The organism is Bradyrhizobium sp. 45 (assembly GCF_023073155.1).
Lineage (GTDB): Bacteria > Pseudomonadota > Alphaproteobacteria > Rhizobiales > Xanthobacteraceae > Bradyrhizobium > Bradyrhizobium canariense_D.
Genome location: NZ_JADPIX010000046.1, coordinates 17383 through 37541 on the forward strand (window position 1 = coordinate 17383; position 20159 = coordinate 37541).

At 59.5% G+C, this 20159-nt stretch carries 17 protein-coding genes and 1 riboswitch; of the genes, 12 read left to right on the forward strand and 5 right to left on the reverse strand.

Annotation, left to right across the window (positions count from 1 at the left end; all coding sequences use genetic code 11):
- Positions 1–408: 408 nt before the first annotated feature.
- The 3 genes from IVB42_RS06410 to IVB42_RS06420 all read right to left on the reverse strand — a co-directional run bounded on the left by IVB42_RS06410 (position 409) and on the right by IVB42_RS06420 (position 4583).
- Positions 409–2115 carry an outer membrane beta-barrel protein gene (locus IVB42_RS06410; RefSeq protein ID WP_247469911.1) on the reverse strand — a complete coding sequence of 569 codons (1707 nt, stop codon included), beginning with the start codon at positions 2113–2115 and terminating at the stop codon, positions 409–411.
- A 1161-nt stretch (positions 2116–3276) separates the two neighbouring features.
- Positions 3277–3576, reverse strand: a complete 300-nt coding sequence (locus IVB42_RS06415) for a hypothetical protein (RefSeq protein ID WP_247411991.1) — start codon at positions 3574–3576, stop codon at positions 3277–3279.
- A 317-nt stretch (positions 3577–3893) separates the two neighbouring features.
- Positions 3894–4583 carry an IclR family transcriptional regulator gene (locus IVB42_RS06420; protein ID WP_256470500.1) on the reverse strand — a complete coding sequence of 230 codons (690 nt, stop codon included), beginning with the start codon at positions 4581–4583 and terminating at the stop codon, positions 3894–3896.
- A 164-nt stretch (positions 4584–4747) separates the two neighbouring features.
- On the opposite strand from IVB42_RS06420, the gene IVB42_RS06425 reads away from it, so the two are divergent.
- The 7 genes from IVB42_RS06425 to IVB42_RS42230 all read left to right on the forward strand — a co-directional run bounded on the left by IVB42_RS06425 (position 4748) and on the right by IVB42_RS42230 (position 10948).
- Positions 4748–5536: an ABC transporter ATP-binding protein gene (locus IVB42_RS06425; RefSeq protein ID WP_247441668.1), complete on the forward strand. Its 789-nt coding sequence runs from the start codon at positions 4748–4750 to the stop codon at positions 5534–5536.
- Positions 5520–6293: an ABC transporter permease gene (locus tag IVB42_RS06430; protein WP_247283999.1), complete on the forward strand. Its 774-nt coding sequence runs from the start codon at positions 5520–5522 to the stop codon at positions 6291–6293. Before IVB42_RS06425 ends, IVB42_RS06430 begins: the two co-directional genes overlap by 17 nt.
- A 33-nt stretch (positions 6294–6326) precedes the next feature.
- Positions 6327–7349: an ABC transporter substrate-binding protein gene (locus IVB42_RS06435; protein ID WP_247441666.1), complete on the forward strand. Its 1023-nt coding sequence runs from the start codon at positions 6327–6329 to the stop codon at positions 7347–7349.
- A gap of 54 nt (positions 7350–7403) precedes the next feature.
- Positions 7404–8669 (forward strand): CoA transferase, encoded by a 1266-nt coding sequence (locus tag IVB42_RS06440; RefSeq protein WP_018454575.1) that lies wholly within the window; start codon positions 7404–7406, stop codon positions 8667–8669.
- 55 nt (positions 8670–8724) lie between these two features.
- Positions 8725–9552 carry a citryl-CoA lyase gene (locus IVB42_RS06445; protein ID WP_018454574.1) on the forward strand — a complete coding sequence of 276 codons (828 nt, stop codon included), beginning with the start codon at positions 8725–8727 and terminating at the stop codon, positions 9550–9552.
- Between the two features lie 118 nt (positions 9553–9670).
- Positions 9671–9964 (forward strand): hypothetical protein, encoded by a 294-nt coding sequence (locus IVB42_RS42225; protein WP_346348251.1) that lies wholly within the window; start codon positions 9671–9673, stop codon positions 9962–9964.
- Between the two features lie 123 nt (positions 9965–10087).
- Positions 10088–10948 (forward strand): SMP-30/gluconolactonase/LRE family protein, encoded by an 861-nt coding sequence (locus IVB42_RS42230; RefSeq protein WP_346348256.1) that lies wholly within the window; start codon positions 10088–10090, stop codon positions 10946–10948.
- Positions 10949–11007: 59 nt separating this feature from the next.
- Here the strand turns inward: IVB42_RS42230 and IVB42_RS06455 are convergent, their stop codons facing one another.
- The gene (locus IVB42_RS06455) at positions 11008–11523 is read right to left on the reverse strand and encodes a GNAT family N-acetyltransferase (RefSeq protein ID WP_247441664.1); all 516 of its coding nucleotides are present in this window, start codon (positions 11521–11523) and stop codon (positions 11008–11010) included.
- Between the two features lie 601 nt (positions 11524–12124).
- Between IVB42_RS06455 and IVB42_RS06460 the strand changes: the two genes are divergently transcribed.
- Positions 12125–13339 carry an EAL domain-containing response regulator gene (locus tag IVB42_RS06460; RefSeq protein ID WP_247441662.1) on the forward strand — a complete coding sequence of 405 codons (1215 nt, stop codon included), beginning with the start codon at positions 12125–12127 and terminating at the stop codon, positions 13337–13339.
- A gap of 620 nt (positions 13340–13959) precedes the next feature.
- Positions 13960–14163, forward strand: coding sequence for a 4Fe-4S binding protein (locus tag IVB42_RS06465; protein ID WP_083926370.1), 204 nt, complete (start codon positions 13960–13962; stop codon positions 14161–14163).
- A gap of 94 nt (positions 14164–14257) precedes the next feature.
- On the opposite strand, the gene IVB42_RS06470 is transcribed toward IVB42_RS06465, so the two are convergent.
- Positions 14258–14419: a hypothetical protein gene (locus IVB42_RS06470; RefSeq protein WP_247391690.1), complete on the reverse strand. Its 162-nt coding sequence runs from the start codon at positions 14417–14419 to the stop codon at positions 14258–14260.
- Positions 14420–14784: 365 nt separating this feature from the next.
- Positions 14785–14984: riboswitch (cobalamin riboswitch) on the forward strand.
- Between the two features lie 99 nt (positions 14985–15083).
- On the opposite strand from IVB42_RS06470, the gene metE reads away from it, so the two are divergent.
- From metE to IVB42_RS06480, 3 genes are all read left to right on the forward strand, one after another.
- On the forward strand, positions 15084–17399 hold the full coding sequence (gene metE, locus IVB42_RS06475) for a 5-methyltetrahydropteroyltriglutamate--homocysteine S-methyltransferase (RefSeq protein ID WP_247441660.1): 2316 nt from the start codon (positions 15084–15086) through the stop codon (positions 17397–17399).
- Between the two features lie 383 nt (positions 17400–17782).
- The gene (locus tag IVB42_RS41995) at positions 17783–17911 is read left to right on the forward strand and encodes a hypothetical protein (protein ID WP_256464700.1); all 129 of its coding nucleotides are present in this window, start codon (positions 17783–17785) and stop codon (positions 17909–17911) included.
- 386 nt (positions 17912–18297) lie between these two features.
- Positions 18298–19410, forward strand: coding sequence for a DUF6538 domain-containing protein (locus IVB42_RS06480; RefSeq protein ID WP_247469909.1), 1113 nt, complete (start codon positions 18298–18300; stop codon positions 19408–19410).
- Positions 19411–20159 lie beyond the last annotated feature (749 nt).

Below are 20159 nucleotides of genomic sequence, written 5' to 3' on the forward strand. Positions count from 1 at the left end.
CGGACCGGAGTTTCTGCACCGTAGGCCTAGGTGGGTCACCGCCGAAGTTCACGGCGGCGGCCCTTTCTTTACTAGTGAATGAGTCCGTACGTCTTACGAATGCCCGTCGATCAGAATTGAACCTTGTTTTCACCCGTCACACTTACAAAGGCAAATCTTTGTGGGGCTTGTTGAAGGTGCCGATTCCAGCCTGGCGCCGCTCCCACGATTCCATCAGCTGCTCGACAGTATCTCACTACTATTCGGCGGCGGACTCCACCGTAAATCCGGGCGGGCCACGCCGGTAATGACTTCCAGCTTCGAAAACGTCTCGGACGGTTCAAGGTACTTCTGCCAGGGAAACGCGTACGGCTTCAGGATGCTCGTCCAGGAAGGCTGGAGTCTGGAGCTTGACTACGGTGGGCCTTTTCAATTGACCTTGTAAGAGGCCTGAAAGAACGTACCCCAGCGCTCTATGCTGAACTTCGAAAACTGAGCCGCAGTGGTTCCCGGATAACAGCCTGTGCATATCGCTTCGCTGTCCTTTTGGGTCCACATTGCCCAATAGCGCCCGCCGACGCCGAGGCTGAGATTATCGGTGATGAAGTAGGACAACACGCCTTCGACCTGTACACCCCCGCCTCCATTCCCGCGATGATCAATAAAGGTAGTCCTCGGGCGCAACAAATGGTGGTCGCGACCAGCGAAATCGGTCCAAGGCAGGTAAGCGACATCCGTGCTTAAACGCCAACGCTCGGTAAGCATGGTTTCGGCGCTCAGGCCGACGCGAGGTGCATTCCACTGCGTATCCTGGCTGCCAATGATTTGATCAGCCGACGCCGGGCATAGTGTCATGGGGTTGGCAATCTGCATGCATGCCATCGTATCGGAGTTCTGGGCGTAATAGGCCCAGCCGATAAATCCGCCGAGCTTGTAGTTGGCGCCGCGCAAAAAATCGTAACCCGCGTCGACCGTATAATAGGTGAACCTTCCGTTTGCCTGGCCCGATATCGTGTTGCTATAAGAGACCCCGCGAGGGAGGCTCCAATCTTCATCGTTCATCTTTCCTTTATCGAAGCGCCCGATGCCGACGTTGCTCTTCAGGAACACTCCCCACGGGCTGTCAAGACGGCCAAATAATTCCCCGGAAAGTCCGTCGAGGCCATGGTAGGTGAGCCTTGATACAAGAATGTTAGGATCTCCAGTAGCGATCCCATGGGGAACAGCGCTGGCGTCCCATTGGAATCGTCCCCGGCTGAGCCAGAGCCGCGATCCGCCTTCGAACGACCAACCGGCCGTGTAAGCAATCGGCGGCGCGCCGGCAGGTGCTTTCGCATACAGCGGCGCATCGGCCCATTGCGCCGCCCATGGATCGGCGCCAAAATGGTAGTTCAACCCGATCTTTCCGATGTGATAGCTGCTGGACAGGCTCGTTGTGTTCGCCGGAAGAATTGCGAACGGCGGAAGCTGCACCGTCGTAGGCGTTGCGACGCTTGGCCCACCGAAATGCAGATAGTCATACTCTACGTTGACCGACCATGCAGGCGTAAGCGCTTGTTCGACGCCCAGCCCGATGACGCCACCGACCTGACCATAGTCGAAATGAGTTTTCTTCTGCAGCCCGAGGTCATTGAATTCGTAGTTATTGAGGACGTTGCCCTGATTGTATTGCCAAGCCACGCCTCCCTTGAGATAGGCCAGCGTATGGCCGAGAGCGTCCAACACGTAACCGACGCGACCGGTCCCGGTGGTAAAGAGGTTTGGACCAGCCGTGCAGTTTGCGCTCACAACAAAGCCGGAGGCGGCCAGACAAGTATTTGTGCCATCGGAGACAGCGCCGCTGGCATCTAGTTCGACGCCAAAGACCCAGCCGTTCTTCTGCCAATTGTAGCCGATCTGGCCTCCTGCGAGGAACACTGGGGTATCGACGACGCCGCCATAGATTGACGGACCGTAGGGATTACGGAAGGAGGTTCGGCCGTACCCACCGCCGACGTGCCCGCCAATATAGCCTCCGGACCAGCTCCACACCGCTGGTGGCATTTTCACTTCTGGCTCAAGGTCCGCCGCATTGGCTGCACCGGTTGCGATGAGCGCAATTGTTGTGGCTCCCGAAAGAAAAACTCCAGATCGCACCAATACTTCCTTCCCTGCATTTTCTCGGTCGACAACCGAGCGCCCTTAAGTTATCGCCGCAGCAAAACGTCGGGGCGGACCAGACGCTAACGGCGATGCGCCGAGCCCTCCCGAAGACCATCGCACTGCGTGGTGATGATGATGACTGAGTAAAGCAAACCTCGTGCCGAAGAGAGTTCGAAGCTCTGCAGGCACTCCGTGAGGTGTGTAGCGTCAAGTTGCTGACATTTGTCTCAAGACTGACAGTCTGCGCTGCTATCGTCCGACAGGGCGTCGCGCTTCGAACAGTTGTCCCATCGCCCGTCAATACGCCGGTGTAGGGCATGCAACTCCGCATCGTTCAGCGCGGTGATCGAGGAAGCGCCGCTTGGTGTCGTCGGCCGGGGCGATCGCCGCTGCAACCGCGGCCGGCAAGAGAGCTAAAGAACGGCGGCATCAGTTGCGTGATGCTCTCCGCCGACACCATCCAACCGCGCGCCGACTGGTGCTGATCGCCAGCGACGATCTCATTGCCGCCCCCTCAATCGCAATGGCCTCAAGACCGGCAACGGCAATCGCGTACCCCGAGCGCGTCACATCAATGCGCTCGAACTACCATATCCCGGTGTTTAAGCCTGCCGATGGCGGAGTAGTGTGGTCGCCGCCGGGCCGTGTCCCCGTTGGTCTGCTTCACCGGGATCGAGATTGGACCCGTGGCGCCAGCAACGCGCCTGTCGCGATCCGCCCAGTTCCTCGACCTGGTCGAACACCATCTTGATCCTGGACACGCCGATCCGTCTTTCTCATAACGGCCGCCGGGCTTCATGAAGCCGACGGGCGCTGCCATAACCAACTCGCCCCGGAGCGCCTTCTCACAGCGTGCCGAGAGCGAGCGCTGGCGCAACAGATCCGGTTCGTACTCGTTGAGGCTGCCCCTTACCCGGAGCAGCAGGCGGTCGTTGCCAGGCCTCAGCGCTTAGATGGTCTCCTGATCGACCAGAGCCGGTATCGGCCACGCGGCACATCTCGATGAGTTGCTGCCAATCCCGACTGTTGCGAGCGAAGCGCGAGACCTCGCCGGCGCAAACCGCACCAACCCTACCAAGGCAAACCTCCGCTACCATTCGCTCGAAGCCGGCGTGTGTAAGCCGCCGGCGGCTGAACGACCGAGATCATCATCGATCACTTCGATCTCTGAATAAGCTGGGTGATGACGGACTGAGATAGGCGGCGTATCAGGCGGATGTCGAGCCTGCCAGAAGCTCTCAAGGAGCGCCGAAAGGTCGAGAGGCCATGGTGCGGTGTGTGGAAACGGCACTGAGCAATGCACGCCGCCGCGCGCCAGTTCAACACCACGCCGAAGATGGTGGCCAAATGGGTCGAACGGCCGCACAATCTGCGCAACGTTCTGGCCGCGCTTGCATCGATGTCAGCGCGCCGCAGCTTGGCCCTCAGCAGATGCCGGCTCCAGAACACCAGCACATATATCCAGCAGCGTAGCCTTTGAAGAAGCCTCCCTCCTGATGCCCGTGTACAGGTGGGTGGCGTCGAGCTCGAGGATGATCTGCGGCGGGATCACTTGGACGACTCCAAAAACGGCTTCAGGGGCGTCACCACTGCAAGACGCTCTGTCGTTGTCAGGGCATTCCTTCCACCACCAAATTCTTGTTGCAAAAGAACGCCTCGCCGATTCGCGCCCCGATGCTCCTCAACAATGTAAAAATGCACGCTGCGCTTAGGAGAGGCCCGGGCGGCACCCGCTGAGCTGTGCGTCATGAACGGAACGCTGCCATTGTAGTTCAGCGCTCGCTTGCGGGCAGCAGACCGATCAGCGCTTTAGCCTCCGACTTCAGAACTAGAATCGCAGCCTTCCGAGCATCTGCATCAAACCGACTCCGAATGGCGGAGACCGAGAGAGCGCCGCGCAATTGGCCATGAACGTCGATCACAGGCACAGCTGCGGCCGCGACCTCACGATCCCGCTCGCCGATCGAGACGTAGAAGCCACGATCTCTGACCTTCTTTCCATCAGTTGATGCAGAATCGCGGTAGGCGGTAAGAACACGGCCGGCAGCGCCGCGGTCAATCGGCAGTCGGTGACCCTCTTCGAGGTGATGCCGGACCGAACGCGGAGAATTGACGCGATAAAGGCAAATGCGCTCGTCGCCCTCCGCGATGTAGAAGGATGCGGTCTCTCCGGTAGCCTCGACCAGACGATGGAGCGAGGGTCTGATCAGGTCACCAAGGTCGAGCCCGCGCTGATAGAGCGGCCCAAGGCGCCATAGCTCCGGTCCGGGTCGAAATAGCCGGTTCGTACCCCGCACCAGGAAGCCATCCGCCTCCAGAGATGCGGCAAGGCGAAGGACTGTGCTCTTGTAGAGGTCAGTCGCATTCGCAATCTCCGTCAGCGTCATCGCGGCGCGCTCCGGGTCGAATGCCTTAAGGATTGCCAGTGCCCGCCCGACCGCATCAACGCCTGTTCTTACCATCGCTACCTCTGGTTCTGCTCTGCAGAACCAATAGTCAAAATGACGCCAGGAGTCCACCCAAGTTAGCGCGAGCACAATCCTGCACGCCAGAATACGATTGACTCCTCGTGAGAACGCGAGCTACTCGGTTCCAGGTTTCAGAACAAGTTCTATGGAGCGAAACAATGGGGCGGCCGGGACTTGCCGTGGACTTGCACGACGTCATGATTCGCTTCGGCGACTTCACGGCAGTCAAAAGCATGAACCTCCAGGTGGCCGAGACGGAATTCGTTGCAGTGGTGGGGCCGACCGGCTGCGGAAAATCGACCATTCTCAACACTGTCACCGGACTGCTGAAGCCCGCCGCCGGCGACGTTCGCATTTTCGGCAAGTCTCTTACGGGCCTGAACGGTAAGTCCGGCTACATGCTTCAACAGGAAGGGCTGCTGCCCTGGAAGACCGCCCAGGACAATGTCGGCCTCGGGCTCGTCTTTCAGGGCAGGTCGGTCGCGAAAGCGCGCGAGCAGGCACGGCCCTGGCTCGCCAAGGTCGGATTGAAGGGATTCGAGGAGCGCTATCTGCATCAATTGTCCGGCGGCCAACGCAAGCGCGTTGCGATGGCACAAACCCTCATCATGGAGCCCAAAATCGTTCTCATGGATGAGCCGTTCTCCGCGCTGGACGTTCACACACGCCGACTCATGCACCGCATCCTGCTCGACCTCTGGCAGGCGGACCGGCGCTCGCTCATCTTCATCACCCATGATCTCGATGAGGCGATCACGCTGGCGGACCGCGTCGTTGTGATGTCTGCCGGTCCCGCCAGCCGCATGGTTGCCGACGTCAGGATCACGCTCCCTCGTCCGCGCGATGTTTCTGCGCTGCAGACCACCGACGAATTCGTCGCGCTCTATCGTGAAATTTGGTCGCTGCTCGGCGCCGAAGTGGAGAAAAGCTATGTCACGCAGGGGTAGGGTCGCTCTCACGCAGTTCGCCATCCTGCTTGGCATGATCCTGATCTGGGAATTGGGCGTCTGGGCCGGACTGATCGATCCCTTCTTCTTTCCGGCACCGTCGACACTTGTCGTAAGGATCGGGGAGTGGATGTCGACGGCGGACTTTTGGGGCGATATTGGCATAACATTGCTGGAGACGGTCCTGTCGTTCCTGGCTGGCATCGGGATCGGCACAGCGCTTGGGATCTGGCTGGGCTTAAGCCCATTTGCTGCCGAAGTCGTTCAGCCCTTTATCAAGATGTTCAACGCCATCCCGCGGATCTTGCTTGGACCCATTTTCGTCATCTGGTTCGGATTGGGCCTCACCTCCAAGGTTGCGCTCGGCGTCACGCTGGTTCTATTCGTCGCATTCTTCAATACGTTCCAGGGCGTCCGCGAGGTCAATCCGGTCGTGCTGGCGAATGCCCGCCTGCTGCGTGCATCGAAGTCGTCCCTGCTACGGCACGTCTACCTGCCGTCCGCCACGACCTGGATTTTGTCGAGCCTGCGGGTGTCCGTCGGCATGGCTGTGATGGGAGCCGTGGTCGCGGAATATCTCGGCTCGTCCGCAGGATTGGGGCACTTAATTGCGCAGGCCGAAGGCGTCCTCGATGCGACCGGAGTGTTCGCAGGAATTATCGTTCTCTCCGCCTTCGTCGTTGTCCTCGATGCCATTGTCGACTGCGCGGAAAAGCGGCTCCTGGTCTGGCGGCCGGCGCCTGCGCACGAAAGCTGATCGTACGCTCTCCCCTCAATTATGGAGGTTCGCATGCACGTTTCCATAAGATTGATGCCGGTGGTGGCGCTGGCCGCATTCTCGGTCATTTTGGCGCATGCCATCGAGCCCGAGAAAACAAAATTGAAGATCGCGGTGGGGTCACAAATCCTCAACTATATGCCTGTCGAACTTGGAGTGAAGCTTGGCTCCTTTAAGGAAGAAGGCCTTGACGTTACCGTCGAGAACTTCCAGGCCGGTGGCTCAAAGGCTCTGCAGGCCCTGATCGGCGGCTCTGTCGACGGGACTATCGGCTTTTACGATCATACCATTCAGATGCAGGTGCTGGGTAAGCAAATTTCCTGCGTGTTCCTGCTGAATGACATTCCCGGCGTCCTGCTCGGTGTCCGCAGCGACCTCGCCGACAAGGTCAGATCCGGCGCCGACCTGAAGGGGCTCAGGCTCGGGATCACGGCGCCGGGGTCATCGACGGAGAGTATGGCGCGCTACTACATCAAGAAGTCAGGATTGGGTTCACGCGATGTCAACATCATTGCCGTCGGCAGCGGCGCACCGGGCATGGTGGCGCTTGAGGCCATGAACGTCGATGCCCTGGTCTATTTCGATCCCATCGCGACGCTTCTCGCGCGCAAAAAGAACGCGACAGCGCTGTTCGATGCGCGCACGATCGAAGGCTCAAAGCAGGCCTTCGGCGGGTCCTATCCGACCGCGTGTCTCTACCTTCAGCAGACTTTCATCGACAAAAATCCCGAAACGGTCCAGCGCCTGGTCAACGCCTTGCTCAAAACTCACCGCTGGATCAACGCAACGCCGACGGAGCAGCTCGTCGATACGATTCCTCCTGGTTACAAGACTGACAATCGCGAGGTGAATATCGAAATCATGAACGCATCGAAAGCGCTCTTCTCGCCAACCGGACAGATGGACATCGAGGCGGCCAAGGTCCCGCTGGCCGTCCTAAGCGACTTTGATCCAAAAATTGCTGCCGCAAAGATCGACTTGAACAAAACCTTCACCAATCGTTTTGCGGAACGCGCCGCACAACAACTGAAATAGCTGCCAGCCGGCCAAGCCCTCACCATCGGATCACCTAAAGGAAGGCGTCTTCAGATGTCTCTGCCGCTCACCGGCATCCGCGTCCTGGACCTGTCGAACGTGTTGGCCGGTCCGTTCTGCGGTTATCATCTCGCGCGTCTTGGCGCGGAGGTCATCAAAGTCGAAAATCCGAACGGCGGCGACCTCGCGCGGCGCCTCGGCGCCGATCCGCAAAGGGCAGAGCGCTTGCAGGGCCTCTCTTTTGTCGCGGTGAACGCCGGCAAGCAATCCGTGGCGCTGGACTTGAAGTCGGAATCGGGCCGCGAGGTATTCTTGCGACTCGTCAAGGAAGCCGATGTGGTGCTCGAAAGCTTCCGGCCGAAGGTGATGGAACGGCTTAGCCTAGGCTTTAATGTGCTCAGCAGGCACAACCCGCGTCTCGTCTACTGCGCGATCTCCGGCTTTGGGCAGAGCGGGCCATGGTCCGCCCGTCCGGCCTATGACCAGATCGTTCAGGGTCTGTCTGGTGCCATGAGCGTCACTGGCGATACGGCCTCGGCTCCCCTGCGCACCGGCTTTCCAATCTCGGACACGATTGCGGGACTCACTGCTGCCTTTGCCATCGCCGCGGCTCTGGTCGAACAGCGGCATAGCGGCCGCGGTCGGTTCATTGACGTGTCCCTGCTCGAAGCCACCGTTGCAGCGATGGGATGGGTCGTCTCCAACCACCTGAACGCTGGTGTGGAACCGCAGCCCATCGGCAACGAGAACTTCACCGCGGCTCCCTCCGGCACGTTCCGCACCGCAACAGGCCCGCTGAACATTTCCGCCAACGAGCAGAAGCAGTACCAAGCCCTATGCGACCTGATTGGCCGACCGAACCTGAAGACGGATCCACGCTTTGCTGAGCGCGAGATGCGCAAGGTCCATCGCGCAGCGCTGAACACGGAGTTGAACCAGGCGTTGAGTTGCAAGCCCGCTGAAGAATGGGAGGCCCAAATGAATCTGGCTGGAGTCCCCGCAGGCTGCGTGCTGACGGTCTCCCAAATCTTGCAGCAGCCACAGCTCCTCGAGCGTGGATTCGTCGAGACTTTGGCCCCAGAACAAGATGGTGCGCAGCCGTTACGAATCATGCGGCCGGGCTTCCGGCTGGATGAGGAGTTTTCGGTGCCTTCACCACCTGCGACGCTCGGAGCAGACACCGAGCGATGGCTGCAGCGGCTCGGCTATTCGTATGCGGAGGTCGAGCAGCTGGTCTCAACCCGGGCCGTCGGGACGCCAAAGCAACGGGCCGCTGATTTCCTGCCCGTCCGCGTAGCCGCGGACGGACCAATATCATGATATTCGACGGCTTGCGGCGATCGGCAATGGCAGGGTTGAAGGGGCGGAACCGCAAATGAGCGAAGAAGAATTGCGGCAGCAAGCGGCCCGTTGGTGGCGAACCTCCATCTGCGACATCGCGCCCGGTCGCATCGCCTATCGGGGTTATCCAATCGAAGATTTGATCGGCCGGATTTCCTTTCCCGCCATGATCTGGCTGATGTTGCGCGGCGATCTGCCGACGCCAGCGCAGGAGCGGCTGCTGCAAGCTGCGCTGGTCGCGTCCGTTGACCACGGTCCGCACGCGCCCTCCATCGCAATTGCGCAGATGGCGGTGAGCTGTGGGCTGCCCCTGAATGGTGCGATGGCGTCCGCCATCAATACACTCGATGAGGTGCACGGCGGAGCAGGGGAGCAGGCGGTCGAACTCTACGAAGATGTGCTGCGGAGGCGCGATGGCCTAGAGATCGGCGAGGCCGCGGCCGCCGCAATTGACCATTTCACTGCAAGGTGCGGCAAATATCTGCCCGGCTTCGGCCACCGGTTTCATTCGGTCGACCCCCGCGCCGCACCGCTATTGGCGCTGGTGGATGACGCAAGTGCTGAGGGCAGTGTCAGCGGCGACTATGCCAAGGCCGCCCGCGCGATCGAGCGGGTGATGCAGCAGCGCAAGGGCAAACTCATCCCAATGAACATTGATGGCGCGACCGCGGTCATTTACGGCGAGCTCGGATTCGCGCCACCGCTGGCGCGCGGCGTCTTCTGCCTGTCGCGAGCGGTCGGAATCCTGGCCCACGCCTGGGAACAGACCAGGCGCAAGGATCGTAACAAGGGACCGATGCCCAAGCAGTTTGGCTACAAATATGAGGGACAGCCGCGCCGCACGCTGGGAGGCCCGTCATGATGTATCTCGACAAGCCGCCTCAGCTGGCTGAGACCCGCGTGTTCTCGTCGATGCCGCGGAATTTCGTCGCCGTGGTGTTTCCTCGAAATGGGCCGGATGCCAACCGCGGAGGCCATCGGTGGATTGTTTCATCGAGGGGCCGTCGTTCGACAAGTCCGGGGATCTCTACGTCGTCGATATCCCCTTCGGCCGCATTTTCCGGATTTCGCGCGACGGGATCTGGTCTCTGATAATCGAATATGACGGCTGGCCGATTGGTCTGAAGATCGCACCTGATGGCCGGGGGCTGGTGGCCGACTACATGAACGGCCTCATGGAGCTCGATCCGCAGCGGGATACTATCAGCCCGCTTCTGGGGCAACCGCAATTGCGAGTCCTTCAGAGGCTGCAACGACCTGCATGCCGCGACTAACAGCGACATCTATTTCACCGATCAGGGGCGAACTGGAGTGCACGATCCGACCGGCTCGGTGTCCGACTGTGTCCTGCCGGCCGGCTCGATTGCCTGATTTCGAACTGGCCAAGCCCGAGCGGGCTGGTGCTCAGCGCCGACGAGGCCGTGTTGTTCGTTGCAATGACGCGCGACAACAGCAGCGGGCGCGTGCCGTTGATGCGTGACGGCGGGGCTGCGAAGGTGGGACGGTTCAGCTTGTCCTTCGGGACCAGCGGTCCTGACGGGCTGACGATGGATCAAAACGGGCGGCTCTTTGTCGCGCTCGCCTCCCTCGGCCACGTCTTCATCATGGCGCCGAACGGCGAAACGATCGCCCGCATCAAGTCCTGCGCTGGGGCGACCTGCACGAGCCTCGTATTGGACGCGGCAAACGGCACATTGCTCATTACGGAATCCTCTACCGGATCAGTGTTGATGGCTGATTTCGTCACCTTCCTTGAACGTTCGCCAGCAGGAGCGATAGCGTGGTACCGAATCCCTTTACGCGACGGTCCACCGAATCAAGTTGCAGGAAGAAGCCCCATAGATGATTGGCTTGCCAGTTGCCGAGGCATTGGACTTGGCGACGAATGGATCGCATTTGTGTGCGGTGATCCCAAACTGGCGGCATCGTGTGGGAAGCACGAAAGAACCACTCGGCTATCGTTTGTAAGGCTGGGTCGGGCTTCGCCCGCAACGGGCCGCCGCCGACCTGGCTCCGCGCCTTCTAGCCGGGCAGGTTTCCGCTCGCGGTCCACGAGCCTTGACAAGACCATCGTATCGCTCCGCACCATGAAGAACGATTTGATGGTGGATACCCGCCAAAAAAGTCGAAGAGGTAACCCGCTCGCAGTGGGAGTAAGCACCGCATCAGCGCCGAGGTTCTCGATTGTCCTCGGCCGCGACGCACGCGTTGGAGCGTTCGTTTTGAGAAGCAACAAGCAGCAGGATTTTCTGCCTTGAAAGTCTTTAGTGACAGGACCAGGAGCGCTTTTAAGTGTGGAGCAGACGTCGCAGTACTGTCATAGCCTCTTGCGCGCGCGCAATCCTCCAACCCGATATCCCCTCTCCTCGTAGAAACCGCGTACCCGTTCTAAGGCCGGATAGCCATCAGGGGGCAACGCAACCTCAATCATCTGCCAGCCTCGGCGCTTCGCCTCCGAATGTACCGCCTCGAGCAGATGCCCACCGCGGTCAGAGCTTCGGAAGTCCCGAGAAATCCATAGCTCCTGAAGCACGCCGTACGCTCCAGCTGCTCTCACGGCCAGTACGGCGGAGATGGCAGCGATCCCTAAAATCTGCCCGGTGGCTTGTTCCTCGATGACAAAAATGAAGCCCTCTTCGGGATCCTGAATCAGGCGCAAAGCAGTCTGCTTTGCGCCTTCAAGGCTGAACTCTGGTCCGGGACCACCTAATTCAGAAAGTAGCTTTCCGACGGCTTCTACGATCGCGTTCTCATCTCCTGGCACGCCTTTGCGCAAAGCCGTGCCCCCGTGGGGCAAGTCTTGCGCTTCAGCGCCAACACGAACACCCGTCACGTTAGTCCCTCCAGTCCCTCTTGAGGATATCCATGTTCAGAAGGATACAGAGAACGCAACTGAGAGAAACTATCAAGCTCGATAGGGAATAGGACGTCCGCACTCGCTATAACCAACAGAGGTGAGGTAAGTGCAAGCTGTTGCCGTTCTCAGAATCGACCGCGGCTTGACCCGCTGCGAACTCATGATGGATCTCCTTCGACTAGATAGGGAATCCACGAGACGGCACATTCGCGCGTGGGCAGGCCGGCCATGCCGATCAAACATTTCGTAGGAGTGATTGCTGATCATCACTCACGAGAGTCGATTCAGTACATCTTGCAGCATGATCATCGCCGTGGCATAGGGCGCATCAGCTCGGCGCGTCCGAAGGTGAGATTCCCCACACTCGTGTGCGTCACTCGTACAAAGTTGCGCGAGCCGGGACAGGTATCATACGCGTGCGCCCGACAAAATCGTCCGAACAACATCGCGAAAAGATTTTGCACGCTAATGCACTATCTTAAGCTTACCTCGAAGAATCGAAAGATAATGGCAAGCACTGCTTGTTTGGACCTTCGCTCCTCGTTTAAGGGACCTTCACGGAAGGGGAGTGGTTGCGATGGAGCATGGGCAGGCCGAACTGGTCGGAGGGAAACCTGTAATCTTCGGCCAGCGTAAGGTGCGGCCGCGAGCGTGCGTGGCCGTGGGCAAGCGGCATCTGCGCGCCTTTCTACGCGATGTGCTAGAGGATATGGGGTTTGTGATCAGCGAATGCGGGACTGCTGACGAGCTGCCGCGCGTACTCTGCACGGACTTCCCTGATCTGATCCTGCTCGGCATTGGCTCGGATCGCATCGAGCCTGGACGATTGCTCGAGATACTCGTACGCGAAGAATTTGCAGGCAGAGTGCTGGCATTCGGCGCCCGCGAGTCGATCGTCATGACGGCAGTGCAGCAGGTCGGGGGCGAATATGGACTTGATATGCTGCCGCCGCTGAGGACGCCGTTTGCAGCCGAGACGCTGCGCGATCGGGTCGCCATGCTCTTGCCCAGAGAGCCGGCGCCCCGTCCCGCAGTCCATGTCGGAGAAGCCTTACACGCTGGCTGGCTTGAGCTTTGGTATGAGCCGAACTTCGACCCGTGTACCCTCAGCCGCCGCGGCGCCGAGGCGCTTGTGCGAATGCGGCATCCGACCTGGGGCGTTGTTCCACCAGCGTATTTCATCCCGGAGGCTCACGATCCGCATTTTAGGGACTTGTCGCAGTTCGTGATCGACCGCGCGATCAAGGATTGGAAGTATCTTCTGGAGCAGCAAACTTCGACCGATCTCTCCATCAATCTCCCGGCAGCATTCCTGATTGACCCGCAGGCGGTACGCGATCTCTGTCAGCGCATGCCGTCGCACCCCGCTTTCGGCGGCTTGACGATCGAAATCGAGAGCGAGGAAGCGATCCAGAACCTAGATCTCCTGATCGAGGTCGCGCGTGAGGTTCGCTTTCACAACATTGGCCTTGCAATCGACAATATCGGCGCCAATTGGCCGCAGCTGATGGGGCTCGAAAAATTCCCGTTCATGAAATTAAAAGTGGACCGGCAGTACGTCGCCGGTTGCGGAAATGGGCCCCTGAAGCGAACGGTGTGCCGCCATATCGTCGATCTAGCCAAAGAGTACAGTGTGCGCACCGTCGCCGCAGGCGTGGAGAGCCACGCCGACCTGATCGCTGTGACCGAACTCGGCTTCGACCTTGCGCAGGGCCATCTGTTCGGAAAGGCCATGTCGCTGAAGCAATTTGCACAGTCATCTTTCAGCCCTGTTCCACTTCGTCCAAAATAGTTGCATGAGGAGTGACTGAGCACAGCCAGGCAAAGCGTACCAGCGCTGGCCCGCGCGGCCATGCCTACTCGGCACCAGGCATGCGGCTGACAGCAATTAAATCGGCCACTTTGCAAACCCAGTATCGCTTCTCCCGGCCCAACTTCATTTCCCTCCGAAGCGATGCCGAAGGTTATTGTAGCACAAAGCCCTTTTGGCAAGCCTCCAGCGAGTCAATCCGCGGAGTTAACGTTGCAGGCGTGAGCGCGGCTTGGACAAAATCTCCGGTCAGGGCGTGTGACCGGAGGTTTGCCGACATCCGGCGTAGACGTGCGTCGGCTCGCGGCTTCTACTCGCGCCGCCGGTTTCGGGAATCGTCGAGCGTCGCTTGGCCCCGCGCTGCCATGCCAGACAAACCGACGGAAGCTCGCAGCAGTCGAGTCGCGACTGGCTATCGGAGTAGGGGCCCGAGGGCTCGCACGGCTTGATATTGAAGCGGCCCATGCTGTCGCAGATGCAACATGGTCTCAGACCCCGCACAGCACCATTGGGCAAGTTGCCCATCATTGAGCGCGCCTGTCCTTGGCACGGCATTTGAAAGGGATCGCCAATGGCATCGCTCGCCTAAGGAGTCGGAAGGCATGGCTTACAAGATCGTCGCTTCGCAATGTACCGTTTGTGGGGCATGTGAGTTCGAGTGTCCCAACGCGGCGATCAGCCTCAAGCGCGACATTTACGTTATCGATGCAAAAAAGTGTACGGAGTGCGAGGGCCATTCCGACACGCCGCAATGCGCTGTGGTCTGTCCGGTGCCTGACACCTGTGTCCCGTCTAAGACAACATAAGCAGCCCGCGTCCAGAAGGCTTCCGCAAGTCAGCGTGCATCCTGACGTCCGGAACTGTTCCTGCGATGCCGCGCAGGCCAACGTCCAGGCTGCACTACTCGCCAGCGGCGACGGAAACAACGAAGGCGCGGCCAAAGTCGCTCAGCACGTAAGTGCTTGGCACACCGAAGGAGATCATCTTGACCAACGCGACGGAGCGATCGAGCTCACGGCTCGTCGCGGGGTCCGCCGAACACAGGCAGTCCGGCCTGATCATCCGTTTGATCCTGGAGCAATCCGGCCTTGACAATTCCTAAGGAGCCTCATGGCGCTGTGATCAAGCGGATGCCGGCCGAGGATGATCGCAAACGTCCTCGCGGGCGAGTTCGAGAAGCTGCAAAAGACCGGATTTGTCGCGATCACGCAGATGTCGAAGCGCGATCGCGTTCGTTCTGCTTGCGTTGGCTCATCCGAGTACGCCAAGCGGGTGTTGACGGACGCATTCACAAGCGGAGGCTCCACAGATCTAGGCGTTGTTACCAGGCCGGGAGTAAGACCGTTGTGCCCTAGCTGGTACAGCTCGCAATCGCTTGGGCAATATCGCGGCGACACTTAGTAGGTTGACGGATCGATCCTCGTGCGCCTAATGCCAGTCGTCGTGGTCTTCGGATTCGTTTGATCCGGAGCTAAGAGGGAAGCCGGTGCAATGCCGGCGCTGCCCCCGCAACTGTAAGCGGCGAGCCGCTGTCCAACGAAGTCACTGAAGCCATGCGGCTTCGGGAAGGCCGGACAGCAGCGACGACCCGCGAGCCAGGAGACCTGCCTCGACAATATATCGTCCACGGGCGGGGTGTCCCGGTGTGCGCCAAGCAGCTGTCGCTCACGCGATATTCGCTGCATGCGTCCGCCATGGCCTTTGCCCCAATCATGGGGTCTGAGCTATGTCTTTTCTTTCGCTTCCCGTTGCCACACTGGGGACGTCACGCATCGGCCCACGACGCGAACTCAAAGTCGCGCTCGAGAGCTACTGGGCGGGAAACTCCAGCGAAGCCGAGCTCCTCGAGGCGGGGAGTGGACTTCGTGCCGCTAATTGGGCACGGCAGAAATCCCGCGGTGCGACCGTCATTCCTTCGAATGACTTCTCGTTTTACGATCATGTGCTCGATACCAGCCTAATGGTCGGCGCCATTCCCGACGTCTACGGCTGGACCGAAGGTCCTGTGTCGCTCAAGACCTACTTCACCATGGCGCGTGGCGCTCAGGACGGTGGTCACGCTCAGCATGGGCCTGGCGTAGCCGCACAGGAAATGACGAAGTGGTTCGATACCAACTACCACTACATGGTGCCGGAATTTCACCGGGATCAGATCTTTAAGTATTCCTCTCGAAAGCCGATCGAGGAATATGAGGAGGCAAAAAGCCTCGGCTACCAAACGCGCCCCGTCCTAGTTGGCCCAGTCACTTTCCTGAAGCTTGGCAAAAGCGCAAATCCCGCATTCAATCCGCTGTCGCTGCTCGATCGGCTCCTCCCAGTCTATGTCGATGTTCTCCGCGAACTATCCTCGCGCGGTGCTGAATGGGTTCAGCTGGACGAGCCATGCCTAGTGATGGACGTCGACGAAGCATCGCGGGCGGCTGTCCGCCGGGCCTATGCTCATTTCGCAAAGCTTGTGCCGGCCCTTAAAATCATGCTGGCCACATATTTCGGGGCTATCGGCGACAATCTTGAAACAACCTTGGCCTTGCCCGTTGCCGGGCTTCATGTGGATCTGGTTCGGGCACCTGACCAGTTGGACGCAATTGTCGCCACAACCCGTAGAGATCTCGTGGTCTCACTAGGCGTCGTTGATGGTCGGAACGTGTGGCGCTCCAATCTTCCGGCGCTGCTCGACCAACTTGCTCCTATGGTCCAAAAATTGGGCAGGCACCGTGTTCAGATTGCTCCTTCCTGCTCGCTGCTTCATGTTCCGATCGACATTGAGCTAGAGACCGATCTCGATCCCAATCTGAAGACATGGCTGGCGTTCTCAGTTCAGAAGATCAAGGAACTTTCGATATTGGGCAAAGCGCTGGCCGGCCATGCTGCCGAGGTGGCCGATGAACTTGCGCTTTCGGAGGAGGCAGCCGTCACCCGCGAAACATCGCCCGAGATCCACAATGCGAATGTCGCCGGACGAATCGCCGCGATCGACCATAGCATGCTTCGCCGTCGCAGTGCGTTCACCCAGCGTGCCGACGTCCAGCGCGTCGCGTTCGCTTTGCCGATGTTTCCAACGACAACCATCGGATCCTTCCCGCAAACGGCCGATGTCCGGAATGCGCGCGCGGCTCATGCGCGGGGAACGTTGAATGACACGCAGTACGAGCAGCTTCTGAAAGCGGAGACAGCCCGTACCGTGAAGTGGCAGGAAGATATCGGCCTGGACGTGCTCGTACACGGTGAGTTCGAGCGCAATGACATGGTTCAATACTTTGCCGAGCAGCTGTTGGGCTTCGCTTTCACCAAGCATGGCTGGGTTCAGTCTTATGGCTCGCGGTACGTTCGTCCGCCTATCCTGTTCGGAGATGTCTCCCGGCCGAAGCCCATGACCGTTGAATGGTGGCGCTATGCGCAGTCTCTGACCAAAAAACCCGTCAAGGCTATGCTGACCGGACCGGTGACCATCCTTAACTGGTCGTTTGTCCGTGACGACATCTCGCGGCGCGAGACATGCCGACAGATCGCTCTCGCGATCCGAGATGAGGTCATCGACCTTGAGGCGGCTGGAGCGACCATGATCCAGATCGACGAGGCTGCGTTGCGGGAGGGATTGCCGCTACGCAAATCGCAGTGGAAGAACTATCTCGATTGGGCGGTGGACAGCTTCCGCCTTTGCTCCTCCGTGGTCGCCGACGGAACTCAGATCCATACTCACATGTGTTATTCCGAGTTCAACGAAATCATCGATGCGATCGCAGCAATGGATGCCGACGTCATTTCAATCGAGACGTCGCGTTCTAAGATGGAATTGCTCGAGGCCTTCAAGAGCTACAAATATCCAAATGAGATCGGGCCCGGCGTCTATGACATTCATTCACCGCGCATTCCCGCAGCGGCGGAAATCAAGCAGCTGATTGTGTTGGCGCGGCAGCGAGTTTCCGATCGGCAGCTCTGGATCAATCCCGACTGCGGACTGAAAACGCGAAGGTGGGAGGAGGTGCGTCCCGCGCTCGTCAATATGGTGGCCGCCGCACGCGAGTTGCGGGCCGAGCCATGATGGGCCGGAGCGTTTCGCCAACGCGTTTGTGAACAAGATGCACGCGCTTTGGGGGCTTACGATGTCCTTGGGAGCTTTCAAAGTTCCCAGCGCCGCGGAATGCGGGCGGGCGTCGGCGGAGGCGGTCGCATACAACCGGCGACAAGCTCGATTCTCGACCCGACGGCCGACAGCATGCCGGCGAGGTCCGATCAGGTCCTATTGCGACGTCATTAACGCTCGACGCGAAGCACAGCCCGACTTTTTCATTTATCCATCGCGTGGATGCGTCTCATCACAACAATCTATTTTACGGTCCTTACGGAACGTCATACGAAATTCAGGCCCTGGCACGCTCTTCGGGAGAGGTAATCGAGCGTTGTTGGTTTTTGGGGACGTACCAAATGCTGCTGTGCGACGGCAAACTGCCGCTTGTGTTTCAGGGCACGGCAGCCAAACCGGCGCAGGATCCCATCTCCGTCAAGGCACTGCCGTCCCAACCGGACAGCGGGCGAGTGGTGGAAAAGTCGTGAAGTTTCCGACAGGAGCGGAAGGCAAACGGCTCCAGATTTCGCGCGGAGTGATATCCGTTTCTCCTTGTTTGACGGCGAATGCCCTCGCCGAAGATCGATCGGCGGTAAGTCCTCCCTGCCGACGAAAGCTGGTGCGATGCGTAAAGCAGCGTCGTTCCTGCGTGACTTTCGCCTGGCCTCCGGAGGAGGCCGGGCTTTTTTTGGTGCGCCAGGCATGGCGCGGACCGCCGTGACTGGCGCGATTCGACCGGAGTGGTGTCCGGTCGATGACTTGGAGGTCAGAGTCCTTTCCTGGGCACCATCGCTCTTCTAAGAGCGTGAAATCCAAAGCAAATTAGCAAATTCAACGGCTTGCCCGCTCCTCAGTGGTACAGAAGAGTGGTACAATGCCGTTGGCTATGTCGCGTCCGTGGAAGCATCCCAAAACTGGAATCTATCAGCTTCGAAAAGCTGTTCCCGACGATTTGCGCAAGATCGTCGGCAAGCGCGAGGAGAAGGTAAGCCTTCAAACCCGCGATCCGGGCGACGCCAAACAGCGCTTTGCGAAGGCGCTTGCCGAACTCGAGGCCCGGTGGGCCAACTTGCGCGCTGGGCCGAAACTTCTGACTGAACGTGAGGCACATCAACTTGCCGCCGTCGCTTATGACCAGTGGCTACAGACGTACCGGAATAGTCCAAGCCAACAGACCGGTTGGGATGTCGTGGCCGGAGATCGGCTGTTCGGCCCCCCACAGACCAGGGAGCAGATCCGTGCTGCGTCTCAGCGGGTGTTGGATGGCGCGCCGGAGTTGCCAGAGGACAAGATTTTCCGGATGGAACAGGCATGTTTGGATGCCGCTGACGGCTATTTGACGGCCAACGGGATCTTTATCAATTTTGAGAACCGCCGAACCATGGCCCGCGCACTCGGCGCGGCCATGCAACGTGCCAGCGTACTTTTGGCAAAATTGGCGGGAGGTGAAGGCGACTACTCGCCCTATTCCCAGGCAATTCCATTCCCGCAAAGGAACGCTGCTGCAGAACGAGGAAAGGCAGGCTTAGAGCCTCGGGCCCCGAACGGGTCGCTATCGGCATTGGTCGAGGATTGGTGGAAGGAGGCGAAGGCCGCCGGTCGCAAGCAGAGTACCTATGAGAGCTATCAGAAGACGATGATGAAGCTTGTGGCCTTCCTGAAGCATGACGAGGCGGGCCTTGTAACGCCCGAGGACATAGTCCGCTTTAAGGATCATCGGCTGCAGGGCGGTGCGAGCGCGAAGACCGTGAAGGATAGCGACTTAGCCGGCCTAAAGACGGTGTTTGGCTGGGCAGTCATGAACCGACGCATGCACTCCAAAGCGCCATCACACAAGTCAGTCTGCGCTTCCCTGACAAGGACGAACTCTCCGTGGCGCGGCGCGGCGAAGAGTGCCTTGCTTCTCGCGCCGCCTTCGATCGCGATCCGAAGTCCTGGTTGCGAACATGGGTCGGCTGGTGGCAGCCGCAGGGGACGGGATCGGTGACGTAAAGGCACGATGCCCCTCCTGCTGAGCAGAGGTCAGCAAGTCCTCGCAAACCTAAGCGGACCGCATGCTGCCCGAGAACGTAATGTCAAAGGCCTGGCGCCTGCGTGTGGTCTTGCGGGTCCGGTGCCCTACTCAAGTAGCGGAACCCCGAAGGCGTCCCTGCCGCCGTGATGGCAACAAGCCTACTCGCGTGCACGCCGCAGCACGGCTTGCAGCCGCTCTCTTTGCTTTTCCCACCGGTCTTCCTCGACCCGCGAACGTTTCTCGAGAGCCCCAACCTCGGCCTGGATGGCCGCGGCTGTCGCTTTGCGTCTCCTGGTAGTAGGAAGCAACGGAGCAACCTCCTGGCCGGCAGGAACGATCTGGAGGCGCTCGGCTGCGTTCAGACGATTTCTCGTTCGAGACCTTGAGACCAAGCAGGGCGAGACCGTCCCTCGAAGCGGCTGTGCCTTAAAGCCGTCGAGGCCCTGCTCGATCCGCTCACGTTAGCGCTATCCCTGCGGGCCGGGTGCGACTTCCGGATCTTCGTCTTCCTCGAGCTTCGTGCCCAAGCTGTAGCTATGCAGACGAGCGCTACGGTAGCGGAATTTCGATCCTCGCATGACGACGAACTTCAGGCGCCTTGCGATCAGCATCTGGAGAATTGGTTGTCAATCGGCCCTTTAATTGCGGTTTGTTGTCAAGCTACCATTCTTCCTCTCTCCAGTGACACGCCGGTAGCGATTGCTCCGTCGGAGCTGGTCAGG

What these genes read in the sequence shown, in the direction of transcription:
- IVB42_RS06465 (WP_083926370.1), top strand. Translation starts at nt 13,960, where the DNA reads ATGGCTTACAAGATCGTCGCTTCGCAATGTACCGTTTGTGGGGCATGT.
- IVB42_RS06435 (WP_247441666.1), top strand. Translation starts at nt 6,327, where the DNA reads ATGCACGTTTCCATAAGATTGATGCCGGTGGTGGCGCTGGCCGCATTC.
- IVB42_RS06445 (WP_018454574.1), top strand. Translation starts at nt 8,725, where the DNA reads ATGAGCGAAGAAGAATTGCGGCAGCAAGCGGCCCGTTGGTGGCGAACC.
- IVB42_RS06440 (WP_018454575.1), top strand. Translation starts at nt 7,404, where the DNA reads ATGTCTCTGCCGCTCACCGGCATCCGCGTCCTGGACCTGTCGAACGTG.
- IVB42_RS06420 (WP_256470500.1), bottom strand. Translation starts at nt 4,583, where the DNA reads ATGGTAAGAACAGGCGTTGATGCGGTCGGGCGGGCACTGGCAATCCTT.
- IVB42_RS06425 (WP_247441668.1), top strand. Translation starts at nt 4,748, where the DNA reads ATGGGGCGGCCGGGACTTGCCGTGGACTTGCACGACGTCATGATTCGC.
- IVB42_RS06430 (WP_247283999.1), top strand. Translation starts at nt 5,520, where the DNA reads ATGTCACGCAGGGGTAGGGTCGCTCTCACGCAGTTCGCCATCCTGCTT.
- IVB42_RS06470 (WP_247391690.1), bottom strand. Translation starts at nt 14,419, where the DNA reads ATGATCAGGCCGGACTGCCTGTGTTCGGCGGACCCCGCGACGAGCCGT.
- IVB42_RS06480 (WP_247469909.1), top strand. Translation starts at nt 18,298, where the DNA reads ATGCCGTTGGCTATGTCGCGTCCGTGGAAGCATCCCAAAACTGGAATC.
- metE (WP_247441660.1), top strand. Translation starts at nt 15,084, where the DNA reads ATGTCTTTTCTTTCGCTTCCCGTTGCCACACTGGGGACGTCACGCATC.
- IVB42_RS41995 (WP_256464700.1), top strand. Translation starts at nt 17,783, where the DNA reads ATGCTGCTGTGCGACGGCAAACTGCCGCTTGTGTTTCAGGGCACGGCA.
- IVB42_RS06460 (WP_247441662.1), top strand. Translation starts at nt 12,125, where the DNA reads ATGGAGCATGGGCAGGCCGAACTGGTCGGAGGGAAACCTGTAATCTTC.